General features: G+C 61.7%; 11 protein-coding genes. 1 reads left to right on the top strand and 10 read right to left on the bottom strand.

Annotated features, from left to right (window positions below; genetic code table 11):
- Nucleotides 1-165: 165 nt before the first annotated feature.
- From mgrA to AC0L2V_RS21160, 7 genes are all read right to left on the bottom strand, one after another.
- Nucleotides 166-1,212 carry an L-glyceraldehyde 3-phosphate reductase gene (gene mgrA / locus AC0L2V_RS21190; RefSeq protein ID WP_473510780.1) on the bottom strand — a complete coding sequence of 349 codons (1,047 nt, stop codon included), beginning with the start codon at nucleotides 1,210-1,212 and terminating at the stop codon, nucleotides 166-168.
- 126 nt (nucleotides 1,213-1,338) lie between these two features.
- On the bottom strand, nucleotides 1,339-2,481 hold the full coding sequence (locus AC0L2V_RS21185) for a Gfo/Idh/MocA family protein (protein WP_473510782.1): 1,143 nt from the start codon (nucleotides 2,479-2,481) through the stop codon (nucleotides 1,339-1,341).
- Nucleotides 2,482-2,491: 10 nt separating this feature from the next.
- A complete protein-coding gene (locus AC0L2V_RS21180) occupies nucleotides 2,492-3,238 on the bottom strand; it encodes a sugar phosphate isomerase/epimerase family protein (RefSeq protein WP_473521105.1) in 747 nt (248 codons plus the stop codon).
- A gap of 53 nt (nucleotides 3,239-3,291) precedes the next feature.
- A complete protein-coding gene (locus AC0L2V_RS21175) occupies nucleotides 3,292-4,389 on the bottom strand; it encodes an ABC transporter ATP-binding protein (protein WP_473521104.1) in 1,098 nt (365 codons plus the stop codon).
- 2 nt (nucleotides 4,390-4,391) lie between these two features.
- A complete protein-coding gene (locus AC0L2V_RS21170) occupies nucleotides 4,392-5,327 on the bottom strand; it encodes a carbohydrate ABC transporter permease (protein WP_027153093.1) in 936 nt (311 codons plus the stop codon).
- On the bottom strand, nucleotides 5,320-6,213 hold the full coding sequence (locus tag AC0L2V_RS21165) for a carbohydrate ABC transporter permease (RefSeq protein WP_473510787.1): 894 nt from the start codon (nucleotides 6,211-6,213) through the stop codon (nucleotides 5,320-5,322). The genes AC0L2V_RS21170 and AC0L2V_RS21165 overlap by 8 nt, the downstream gene beginning before the upstream one ends.
- A gap of 113 nt (nucleotides 6,214-6,326) precedes the next feature.
- A complete protein-coding gene (locus tag AC0L2V_RS21160) occupies nucleotides 6,327-7,565 on the bottom strand; it encodes an ABC transporter substrate-binding protein (RefSeq protein ID WP_473521103.1) in 1,239 nt (412 codons plus the stop codon).
- A 385-nt stretch (nucleotides 7,566-7,950) separates the two neighbouring features.
- Here AC0L2V_RS21160 and AC0L2V_RS21155 point away from each other — a divergent pair, with 385 nt between their 5' ends.
- On the top strand, nucleotides 7,951-8,994 hold the full coding sequence (locus tag AC0L2V_RS21155; protein WP_473521102.1) for a LacI family transcriptional regulator: 1,044 nt from the start codon (nucleotides 7,951-7,953) through the stop codon (nucleotides 8,992-8,994).
- 154 nt (nucleotides 8,995-9,148) lie between these two features.
- Here AC0L2V_RS21155 and AC0L2V_RS21150 read toward each other — a convergent pair whose 3' ends face one another.
- The 3 genes from AC0L2V_RS21150 to AC0L2V_RS21140 all read right to left on the bottom strand — a co-directional run bounded on the left by AC0L2V_RS21150 (nucleotide 9,149) and on the right by AC0L2V_RS21140 (nucleotide 12,355).
- Entirely contained in the window at nucleotides 9,149-10,108 is a 960-nt protein-coding gene (locus AC0L2V_RS21150; protein ID WP_473521101.1) for an adenylate/guanylate cyclase domain-containing protein, read from the bottom strand.
- Nucleotides 10,109-10,304: 196 nt separating this feature from the next.
- Nucleotides 10,305-11,357 (bottom strand): alpha/beta fold hydrolase, encoded by a 1,053-nt coding sequence (locus AC0L2V_RS21145; protein ID WP_473521100.1) that lies wholly within the window; start codon nucleotides 11,355-11,357, stop codon nucleotides 10,305-10,307.
- 191 nt (nucleotides 11,358-11,548) lie between these two features.
- Complete coding sequence (locus AC0L2V_RS21140; RefSeq protein ID WP_473521099.1) at nucleotides 11,549-12,355, bottom strand: SDR family NAD(P)-dependent oxidoreductase; 807 nt, start codon at nucleotides 12,353-12,355, stop codon at nucleotides 11,549-11,551.
- Nucleotides 12,356-12,480: the final 125 nt, after the last annotated feature.

The raw sequence follows: 12,480 nt of genomic DNA, 5'->3' as shown, positions 1-12,480 counted from the left end.
TTGCGCCGGTTGCTCGTCATTTTCCGCATGCAATCGGCTTCAATTCTCTCCAGATAGCGACGAACCGGCCTTTTTGCTACTGTTTCTGTGTCGGCATGGCCCAGAAGCCGGCCAACTCCGAGGCATTGTTTGGCTATGCCAATCGATGCAAACCTGAAGTGATTGTCACTTCCGTGGCGGACCCTTGCGCTCGGCGGAGGCCGCCCACAGATTGATGTCGGCCTCGCGCGCGTAGGTGTCGATTTCGGCGAGTTCGGCATCGCTGAAATCGAGCGCCTTCAGCGCGCCGACGCAATCCTCGACCTGTTCCGGCCGGCTGGCGCCGATCAGCGCCGAGGTCACCCGGCCCTTGCGCAGCACCCAGGCCAGCGCCATCTGCGCCAGCGTCTGGCCGCGTCGGCCGGCGATGGCGTTCAGCGCCTTGATGTTGACGATGGTCTTGTCGTTGATGAAGGCCGGCCGCAGCGACTTGCCCTGGCTGGCGCGGCTGCCCTCAGGGATGCCGCCGAGATATTTGTCGGTCAGCATGCCTTGCGCCAGCGGCGTGAACACGATTGAGCCGACGCCGAGCCCCTCCAGCGTGTCGAGCAGACCGTCGTCCTCGACCCAGCGGTTGAGCATCGAATAGCTCGGCTGATGGATGATGCAAGGCGTGCCGAGTTGCTTCAATATGTCGGCGGCCTCGCGTGTGCGCTGCGAATTGTAAGAGGAGATGCCGGCATAAAGCGCCTTGCCCGAGCGCACCGCGTGATCGAGCGCGCCCATCGTTTCTTCCAGCGGAGTATCAGGGTCGAAGCGGTGCGAATAAAAGATGTCAACATAGTCGAGCCCCATCCGCTTCAGGCTCTGGTCGAGGCTGGCCAGCACATATTTGCGCCCGCCCCATTCGCCATAGGGTCCGGCCCACATTTCGTAGCCGGCCTTGGTCGAGATGATCAGCTCGTCGCGATAGGAGGAGAAATCCGTTCGCAGGATTTCGCCAAAAGCCGTCTCCGCCGAACCGGGCGGCGGGCCGTAATTGTTGGCGAGGTCGAAATGCGTGATGCCGAGATCGAAGGCCTTGCGCGCGATCGCCTGCTTGGTCCGGTGCGGCGTGTCATCGCCGAAATTGTGCCAGAGCCCGAGCGAGATCGCCGGCAATTTCAGGCCGGATCGCCCGCAGCGATTATACACCATGTTCTCGTAGCGGTTTTCGGCGGGCACATAGGGCATGGGGAGATCCTCAAATCAAAAGCGAGCCCGGCAGTTGCCACCGCGAAAAAAAGGGTGAGTCGGCCCTGCCCTCACCCTTAGCCTCTCGCCGTTCCTATGGGGAGAGGGATCGCTGAAGCGCTTGCGTTACTTTTTCTTCGCCAACAGCCCTTCCGCTTCCTTGACGCCCAGTGCCGCAGGCCGTTCGCAGGTGGTCTGCATGGCAACGAACTTTCCGCTCGCGCCCGACCGCAACATGCCGGTCATCACATCGACGGCATGCAGCGCCAGTTCCATCGAGCAGCGATGCGGCCGTCCTTCCGCGATAGCCAGCGCCATGTCGGCGAGACCGGCGGTGCGGTAGTTGGCCATCATGCCGTGCGAATGCATCTGATTGGCCACGCCGAACGGATGCTTCCACTTTGGCAGCTTCTTGACCGGCTTGGCGGCATCGGTGAAGCGAACGTCGCCGCCGAAGAAATTCGGATCCGGCAAAAACACCGTGCCCAATTCGCCGTAGAGTTCCATCGGCGCATGGCCATGGCTCCACACGTCCCAACTGGTATTGAGCGTCACCACGGCGCCATTTTCGAACTCCATCACGCCGTGGATCGTCGTCGGCGTGGCGACCAGGATTTTTTCGCCGGCGCGAGGCTTGGACGAGATCGTGCGTTCTGTCGACGGGATCGAAGCGAAGGCCGCCACCTGCTTCACCGGTCCGATCAGCTGGATCAGGTTGGTGATGTAATAGGGTCCGATATCGAGCACCGGACCAGCGCCAGGCTGGAAGAAGAAGTCCGGATTGGGGTGCCAGTGCTCCATCCCATGGCTCATCACGTGGCATGTGCCGCTGGTGATCTTGCCGAGCTTGCCACTGTCGATCAGGTCGCGGACAAGCTGGTGCGCGCCACCGAGGAAAGTATCGGGCGCCGAGCCGATGCGCAGTCCGTCTTTCTCCGCCAGCTTCTTCAGGTCGAGCCCTTCCTTGACCGATAGCACGAATGGCTTTTCCGAATAGACGTGCTTGCCGGCATCGAGGATCTGTTTCGACACCTCGTAGTGCACCGCCGGAACGGTGAGATTGACGATGATGTCGATATCGTCAGCCTTGAGCAGCCCTTCGACTGTCTCGGCTCGCAGCTTGAACTCCTTCGCCCGCGCCTTGGCCGCATCCATGTTAATATCCGCACAGGCGCGCATCTCGATGCCGCGAAACAGCGGCGCAAACGAGAAATACGCCTTCGAGATGTTGCCGCAGCCGATGACGCCGACCCCAAGTTTTCTTGCCATGCTGATGCTCCTAATAGGTCTTGGCGGCTGCGATCGAGCGGCGGGCGAAGCGCTCGATATCGTTGGGGTTGTCCTGTTCCATGACGTAGTATTTGGCGGGGCTGTTGGCGCGCAGCGCCTGGATCAGACCGGCCCAGTCGATTGTGCCGTGGCCGACATCCGACCAGCCGTCCTCGTCAAGGCCCTCGCCGGGCTTGGCAATGTCCTTGACATGGACGGCGGCAATGCGTTTGCCATGTTTCTCGATCCAGGGCAGCGGATCGTCGCCGCCGCGCACCACCCAGGCGACGTCCATCTCCCAGCCGATGTCGGGCGCTGCCGCCAGGATGTGGTCCTGCGGCACCGAGCCGTCGGCAAGCTTCTTGAACTCGAAATCATGGTTATGCCAGGCAAAGCCGTAGCCGGCCTTTTCAGCCGTCTCGCCGACCTTGGCCAGGCGTGCGCCGAAGCCGCGCCAGCCGGCCGTGTCGGTCGGCCTGCTCTCGGCGACCAGATAGGGGCAGATGAGCAGAGTGATGCCGAGCGCGTCGGCGATTTTGCGCACACCGTCAAAATCCTTCTCGAGCGCATCGATCGAGAAATGGCCGGTCGGCATGGTGAGGCCGTTCTTGTCGAGTTCGGCACGAAACGCCTTGGGGTCGTCATAGACGCCGCCGAACCCTTCGACTTGGGCGTAGCCGAGCTCGCCCAGCATCTTGAGCACCCCATCCCAAGGTTGGAAATTGCGGGCGCTGTAAAGTTGGAATGACCAATTCATCGTCTCTGTCCGTTCTCTGGGGATGGATGGGCTTGAGGTGAAATTCTGGGGAGTTACAGGCGGTTGCCGGTTGCGGCGTCGAACAGCGAAGCGCGCATCGGGTCAAAACCGATGCTCACGGTGTCGGCGTTGTTTGGCGTGCGCTCAGATGTCACCCGCACGGTGAAATTCTGATTTGCGAGCTTCAGCCAGACCAGCGTGTCGGACCCCATGGGTTCGACGACGACGACATTTGCCGTGGCTGTGAACGGCCATCCGGAGCCGCTGTTGAAGGCGACATGCTCGGGCCGGATACCGAACACCGCCGATCCCGGCACGGGCTCCTTTTCGAAAGCGTAGGTGGCAAGCGGGATCCGCACATCGTTGGCGACGAAGTGCCAGTTGCCATCGTCCTTCTCCAGCCGGCCGTCGAGGAAATTCATCGCCGGCGAGCCGAGGAAGCCGGCGACGAAACGGTTGACCGGGCGGTTGTAGATGGTCTGCGGTGCGTCGAGCTGCTGGATGACGCCGCCCTTCATCACCGCGATACGGTCGGCCAGCGTCATCGCCTCGATCTGGTCGTGGGTGACATAGATCATCGTGTTCTGCAGCTTGCTGTGCAGCAGTTTGATTTCGACACGCAGCTCGGCGCGCAGCTTGGCGTCGAGATTGGAGAGCGGCTCATCGAACAGGAAGACGTCGACGTCGCGCACCAGCGCCCGCCCGATCGCCACACGCTGGCGCTGGCCGCCCGAAAGCGCCGACGGCTTGCGTTGCAGCAATGGCTCGATCTGCAGGATCTCGGCGGCCCGCGCGATGCGCTTGGCGATCTCGTCCCTGGGAATGCCGGCAACGCGCAGCCCGAACGACAGATTCTTCTCCACCGTCATCTGCGGGTAGAGCGCATAGGACTGGAACACCATGCCGATGCCACGGTCCTTGGGCTCCTCCCAGGTGACGTTCTTGCCCTTGATGAAGATGCGGCCGTCCGAAACGTCGAGCAGACCGGCGATGCAGTTGAGCAGGGTCGACTTGCCGCAGCCGGACGGCCCGAGCAGCACGATGAACTCGCCCTCGGCGACGTCGATGTTGAGTGTTTCCAGCACCGAGATTGCGCCGAAATTCAGCGAAAGGTCCTGGATTGAGACGCTGGGATTTTCGAGTCTTGTCATCATCATCCTTTCACCGCGCCGGCGGCGATGCCACGCACGAAAAGCTTGCCGGAAACGAAGTAGACGACGAGCGGTACCAGGCCGGTCAGGATGGTGGCGGCCATGTTGACGTTGTATTCCTTCACGCCTTGCACAGAGTTGACGATGTTGTTGAGCTGCACCGTCATCGGATAAGTGTCGGGGCGGGTGTAGACGACGCCGAACAGGAAGTCGTTCCAGATGCCGGTCACCTGCAGGATGATGGCGACGACGAAGATCGGCAGCGACATCGGCAGCATGATCCGGAAATAGATGCCCCAGAAGCCGGCGCCGTCGACGCGCGCCGCGCGGAACAGTTCCTCCGGCATGGAAGTGAAATAGTTGCGGAACAACAGCGTCAGGATCGGCATGCCGAAAATGGAATGGACGATCACCAGGCCGCTCAGGCTGCCATAGAGGCCGATCTCGCGCAGGATGATGACGATCGGATAGATCATCACCTGATAGGGGATGAAGGCGCCGACGATGAGGATCACGAAGAAAGTATCGGCTCCCTTGAAGCGCCAGTTGGCAAGCGCGTAGCCATTCACTGAAGCGATGGCGATCGACAGGACGACCGACGGGACGGTGATGCGCACCGAATTCCAGAAGCCGCGCGAGAGCCCGTCGCAGTTGAGGCCGGTGCAGGCGCTGGACCAGGCCTTCACCCAAGGCTCGAAGGTGATCTCGAGCGGCGGCGAGAAGATGTTGCCGAGGCGTATCTCCGGCATGCCCTTGAGCGATGTCACCACCATCACATAGAGCGGCAGCAGATAATACAGCGCCACCACGATGAGCGTGCCATAGAGGAAGATGTTGCGCCGCGAGAACACATGCCGCGGCTTGGGCCCCCGCGGCCCGGATGCCTCAAGCCCGATAGAGCCCGTACCGGCAGGCAGGGGAACGGCAAGGTCAGCCACGCTTCTTGCCTCCGAATTCGAGATAGGCCCAGGGAACGATGACGACCACCACCGACAGCAGCATCATGGTCGAGGCGGCGAAGCCCTGCCCAAGGTTCTGGGCGAAGAACATGTAGTCATAGACATATTTGGCCGGCACTTCGGAGGCGATGCCGGGACCGCCGCTGGTCTGGGCGACAACCAGGTCATAGACCTTGACGATGCCGGCGGCGATGATGACGAGCGCGGTGATGAAGACCGGTCGCATCATCGGGATGATGATGAACAGATAGGTCTTCAGGGTGGGTATCCCATCCACCCGCGCGGCCTTCCAGATATCCTCGTCGATGCCGCGCAGGCCCGCCAGCATCAGGCACATGATCAGCCCGGTGCCTTGCCAGAGCGCGGCGATCAGGATGCCGTAGATGACGATGTCGGAATTGTAGAGCGGATCGAAGCTGAAGGTTTCCCAGCCGAGGCCGCGCACCACCCCCTGGATTCCGAACTCCGGGTTGAGCAGCCACTGCCAGACCAGACCGGTGACGATGAAGGAGAGCGCGAAGGGATAGAGGAAGATGGTGCGGAACGTGTCCTCGAAGCGGATCTTCTGGTCGAGCAGCGCCGCCAGTATGAAGCCGATGATCAGAGAGAACACCAGCGACAGCACGCCGTAGACCAGCAGGTTCTCGATCGAGACCAGCCAGCGCGGCGTCGACCACAGCCGATAATACTGGTCGAGCCCGACGAAGTTCAGCCGCGGCAGCAGTTTTGAATTGGTGAAGGAATAGAGCACCGTCCACGCGCTGCCGCCAACGAAGATCACCAGTGCGGTGAGGACCATCGGAATAGAGGCGACCTTGGCATTAAGGTTGCGGAAGAGTTGGTTGGGGCGTTCGCTCTTGCTCATCTGCACAGCCGGGCTGGATCGGGTAAGGGCGGGAGGGTCAAAGCCGAAGAGTCTCTTGACCCGGAGCTCCCGGCCCCGCGGTCGCGGGCCGGGAGCGAGCGGTTCGTCGGTCGTCAGTCCGCTGAGGCGACGATGTCGGCGAAGCGCTTTTGCGCCTCTTCCACGGTCATGTCCGGCTTGGCGAAGAACTCGGAGAAAAGGTCCTCTTTCTGCTTTTGGGTGTCTTGCGACAGCAGCTGGTCCGTCCACGGCATGACGCTACCCTTGGCCAGGATGTCGAGTCCTTTCTTCATGCAGTCGTTCGCCGCCTTGAGGTCGATATCGCCGCGCACCGGCAGCGAGCCCTTCTTGAGGTTGAAGGCGACCTGCGTCTTGGGATCGAGCAGCGTTTTAGCCAGCGCTTCCTGCGCCTTGGATTTTTCAGCGTCCTGCAGCAGCGGGAAGTAGAAGGCGTCGCCGCCGGTGGCGATGACCTCGTTCAGCCCAAGGCCGGGAAGGCACGTATAGTCCTTGCCGGCGGCCTGCCCGGCAACCTGGAACTCGCCCTGCGCCCAGTCGCCCATGATCTGGCCGCCGGCCTTGCCGGAGATGACGAGATTGGTGGCCTGGTTCCAGTCCTGCACATTGGTGTTCTTCGCCATCTTGCGGGCATCGTCCGCGGCCTTGAACACCTTGGCGACTTCTGGCCCGGCGGCGAATTCGGCATCCTTGTCGCGATAGACCTTCAAGAAAGCGTCCGTGCCGCCGACCGCCGTAAGCAGCACGTCGAAGGTGCCCGAGGATTGCCAGGGCTGCCCGCCGAGCGCCATCGGTAAGATGCCTGCCTTCTCCAGCGCCGGGGCGGCCGCGACATATTCATTCCAATTCTTCGGCACCGGCACACCGGCCTTTTCGAAGGCCGCGTTCGATAGCCACAGCCACTGCCAGGAGTGGATGTTGACCGGCACGCAATAGATCTTGCCGTCGAGGGTGCAGCCATCGAGCAGGCTCTTCGGCTGGACGATTTCCGTCCACTTGTCCCTGGTGGCGAGCTCGGTCAAATCGCGCATCAGACCGGCCTGCACCAATTCTTCCGCTTGCCTTCCGTGGTTGAACTGGGTGGCGCCCATAGGGTCGCCGCCAGTGATGCGGCTGATCATGATCGGCCGCGCCGTGCCGCCGGAGCCGGCGATGGCGCCGTCGACCCAATGATTGCCTGTCGCGTCGAACGCCTTGGCGAATTCGGCGACCGCCGCCGCCTCGCCGCCTGAAGTCCACCAATGGGTGACTTCCAGATCCGTCGCTGCCGCCGGCCCGGCGAATGGCAGCGCGGTTGTCACCGCCAACGCAGCGGTCATGATTTGGTATCGCATTTCGGCTCCTCCCAGAATCTGAAACGTTACAGATTTTCGATACGGCAATTGTTGGAGGCGCGCAACCCCGAACAGGAGCAGTTCGGCATTTTTTTCGAGCAGCGAACAAACTCGCCGCACAATGTCCGCCTACTGCATCGCAGCAGGGCAGGCTGCACTGCAAAATGATGCTGCAATGCGTGAAATTCGGCAAAACCTTGCTCAGCGGGCAAGCCTTGCCGACGCACACCGACTTTGCGTCGAACGAAGCGCCGCTCATCCAGGCTAGCTTTTACTGGCCGCTGCGCGATGGCAAGTGACAATCTGTAACGTTTCAGTATATAGGGTGTTCATCGCCGATTGCCGACCTGCACGGCAACTGCTATGCGCCTGACGGGCGGGATGAATGGACAGAGATCAGACGGAAAAGGACGACGAGGGCTCGGGCCGGCCGACACTGAAGACGCTTGCCTTCATGACCGGGCTGGGCGTCACCACTGTGTCGCGGGCGCTGAAGGACGCGCCCGAGATCGGCGCCGAGACCAGGCGACGCGTCCAGCTCGTCGCCAAGCAGATCGGTTACCGGCCGAACCGCGCCGGTGTGCGCCTGCGGACCGGCAAGACCAACGTCATCAGCCTCGTGCTCAACACCGAGCGCGAAATCATGAGCTTTGTCTCGGACATCATCTACGGCGTCTCGGAAGTCATCGCCGCCACACCCTATCACCTGATCGTCACGCCCTATTCACGCTCTCAGGATCCCCTGGACCCGATACGCTATCTCGTGGAGACCGGTTCCGCCGACGGCGTCATCATTTCGCGCACCCAGCCGAATGACCCCAGGGCCCGTTACATGCTCGAGCGTGGCATTCCCTTTGCCACGCATGGCCGCACCGATATGGGGCTGATCCATCCCTATCATGACTTCGACAACTACGCGTTCGCGACCGAGGCTGTGCGCCACCTGGCCGGCATCGGCCGCCGCAGGCTGGCTCTGCTGGCGCCTCCAGTCGAGCTGACCTACCACAGTCATACGCTGAACGGCTTCACCGATGCGCTGAGCGAGGTCGGCGCCAGCGAGATCCCGTTCAACACCGTTTCGGTCGACCATTCGATCGATCAGATCAGGATGAGGACCGCGCAGCTGATGCGCCGCGATGTCAGGCCGGACGGTTTCGTCAGCAGCGCCGCTGCCGCGACACTCGCCATCGTCGCCGGCATCGAGGACGCCGGCCTCAAGCTCGGCCGGGACGTCGACGTGGTGTCCAAGCAGTCGTCCGACCTGCTGCACCTGTTCCGCAGGGAATTGCTGGTGGTCAACGAGAATTTTCGGCTGGCCGGCGCCGAGCTCGCCCGCTCGGTGCTGGGCTGGATCGGCGGCGCGGCACCTGGCTCCTTGCAGAGCCTGAGCATGCCTGGCGAGGTTGTGGCCTATCGCCGTCCCGACTAGAGCGGGATACGTTCAAATAGAATTGGGCATCTCCATCTATTTGTCTTAGCCGCATTTCTGCGACGCCAAGTGATTCCACTGGCTGCAAAATGCGCGCTGCTGACTGGCAGCCTTGGGCCGGAGAACGAACCCGGCAGCTGCGGAACCTGGACATTCAAAAGCGCACAGGGGTGACGGCGACTGCCGTAAAATGGGCATCGAAGATAGGTGGATTCTCGGAGATTCCGAGGTTCTCCGCGACGACATGCGGAGGTAGAACACGGATACCGGCGAGAAGATCTGCGGAGACCAGAATAGGATGACCGAGAGCCTTGGATAGTGACTCTAGACGTCCAGTGGTGTTCACGACATCGCCGAAATACGCGATCTTGTGTCGCTCAAGGCCAATCTCAGCGGTAACGATCGACCCGCAATGCAGCACGGCGCGAAACTCCGGCACCTGCCCGAAACGCGCTTGCCACGCCGCCGCCTGATCCCTTATGGCCGCCGCGAAGTCGAAGACGCAACGAAGACACGCGGCGTCCCGCATGCCGCGATCCATGGGCCAGGTGACCAGCGCCATATCCCCGATGTAGTCGTCAATAGAGCCCTGGGAGCGACGAACAGGCGACGCAAGTGCGTTGAATATCTGTCCGAGGTAGGCCTGGGTCTCCAGATCTCCGTACCGATCCGCGAATTGCGTGGAGCCACTGACATCGAGGAACAGAAAGATCCGCTCCTCCTTGATGGGACGGTGATAACGACCGAGAAGCAGGCTGGTGAACAGGCTTGGCCCGATAAGGTCACGCAGTCGGAACACGAATGCGACGAGGGTGGAGACGCCGAGTGAATACAAAAGACCGGACTCCGAGATCACCATGGCTTCGCGAGCGGTGCTCATATAGCCGAGGAGATGGTGAAGCGCTGTGCCGGCGGCGGCGTTGCCGATCAAGATCATCAACACGTAGGTTGCGATCGTAGTCACGACGAACACCGGCGTTGCCGCTTGCCGGATCACATTGCGCCATCGGCGCAAGATAACGCCGCGCTCATACAACAGAATAGGAGTTCCGATGAACACGCCCCTGACTGCGGAGTGCAGGGCCTCGACGTCGAACATCAGCGCGTAGGCCAAGCCCGCTACTGCCCCCACAACGGGTGCGAGGAGCCACTGCAAAGGGCGACGAAAGCGGTCCCGGCCACGCCCAGAGTTCATTTCGTATCCTGCTCGATGAGATCGGGACTGCCCCGGCCTGTTGCTCGGCGCGGTTGTGATTTCATCAGTTTCGCCCTGGGCCCCCTCGATCATGTATCGCGGTACAGCGATTTGCTCAAGCTAGGCTCGCCACCTCCAGTATGGCGTCTGCAAATGCCCGCGGGGCTTCCTGCGGAAGGTTGTGCCCGATGCCGCCGGTAATGAGGCGGTGCTCGTACTTGCCCGAAAACTTCTTGGCATAGGCACTGGGGTCGGGATGCGGAGCGCCGTTGGCGTCACCCTCAAGGGTGATCGTCGGCACGCTGATCACCGGCGCCTTTGCAAGCCGCTGCTCCAGAACGTTATATTGCGGTTCGCCTTCTGCGAGGCCGAGCCGCCAGCGGTAATTGTGGATGACGACCGCCACATGATCCGGATTGTCGAAGGCCCTGGCGCTGCGCTCGAACGTGGCATCGTCGAAATTCCACTGCGGCGAGGCAATCTGCCAGATCAGCTTGGCAAAATCCCACCGGTACTTTTCGTAGCCGGCCTGGCCGCGTTCGGTGGCGAAGTAATACTGGTACCACCATTGCAGCTCGGCTTTTGGCGGCAGCGCCATCTTGTTGGCCTCCTGGCTGCCGATCAGATAACCGCTGACCGAGACCAGGGCCTTGCAGCGTTCCGGCCACAATGCCGCGACGATGTTGGCCGTGCGTGCGCCCCAGTCGCAACCGCCGACGATCGCCTTATCAATCTGCAGTGCATCCATCAGCGCGATGACGTCAACGGCGACCACAGCCTGCTGGCCATTTCGCGGGGTTTCGCTGGAGAGAAACTGCGTCGTGCCGTAGCCGCGCAGATAGGGGACGATGACGCGAAAGCCCCTCGACGCCAAGATCGCCGCAACGTCGACATAGGTGTGGATATCGTACGGCCATCCATGCAGGAGGATGACGACCGACCCTTTGCCAGGACCGACCTCGGCATATCCAATGTCGAGTACGCCAGCTTGAACCTGCTTCAACGGACCGAACGACGTGTTTGCTGGTGGTTCGATTGTGCTGGCGTCCGGTTTCGTAATGCTGGACTGCGCATTTGCCGAGCCCGTCATGGCAAACTGAGCGGCCGCGACGGTGGTGACGGCCACGCCCAACAAGTGGCGTCGATGGAGGTCGATCTGTTCGGTCATGGCGGTTTGTATCCGTTGATAAGGCATGGTGCCTGGTGGAAGATTATCTTCGGTCGACTGTCACATCGGACACGTCGGCCGTGATAGGTGCGAATGCTTGGTTTGCGACCCCCTCGGCGTCATGCAGGAGCACACGCCGCCGTGTCGGGAATACGAACCCGTCTTTACTCAGGCCGACTCATTGAGTTTGGTTACGCGGCCACGGCGATTTCGTACCGCGCCGGCGAGGTGTTGAGCGAAAGATTTGGGATGAGTTTCTGCCGCGCCGCTTCATAGGCGTGCCAGTCGGCGACGTCGGGAAGCGAGGGAATGGTCACCAACTCGCCCTGGTCGAGGCCGGCAAGGGCCGCGTCGACGAGGTCATCGGATTGCATGATCGCCTTGCTCGGCAAATCGTCGAGCGAACCTCCTGATACGTCCCAGAAATTGGTGGCGATGGCGCCGGGCAGAACCGCCTGGATGCGCAGCTTCTTGTCCGCAAGCTCCTTGTGGAGCGACAGGCTGAAAGCGAGCACAAAGGCTTTCGTCGCGCCATACACACCGTTGAGGATTTCCGGCGCGATGGCGACCGCTGACGAGATGTTGATGATTGTGCCGCCGCCTCGCGCCACAAAGGCCGGAACCGCTGCATAAGTCAGGCGGGTCAACGCCGTGATGTTGAGCCCGATCATCGCTTGCATCTTGTCGATGTCGGATTCCAAGAGCGGCGCGACAGCGCCGATGCCAGCGTTATTGACCAACATCGTGATGGCGGGATCGGCGCCGAGCAAGGTCTCGATCCGGCCCAGATCCGCCTTGTCGTTGAGGTCAGCCGCAACAGTGCTGACGTTGCAATTCGTTGAGCCGGCGATGCGCCTGGCCACTTCGTCCAGCCTCTCCTGGCTGCGCGCCACGAGAATGAGGTCATAGCCGCGGCGCGCGAGCCGGTCGGCGTAGATCGCTCCAATCCCGGCGGAGGCGCCGGTCACCATCGCGATGCCCATTTTGGAATACGTCATGATTGCTCTCTCATTCGATTGCGCTGACAACTGCGCGTGAAACCATCAGCCGCAAACCTGGCTTGGATCGCCGGCTATGTTTGGCGGCGGGACGGTGACCCGTCCCGCTCACCCAATCTCGGTGC

It is taken from the genome of Mesorhizobium sp. WSM4814 (genome assembly GCF_055811595.1).
This window is presented reverse-complemented; position numbering and strand designations above follow the sequence as displayed.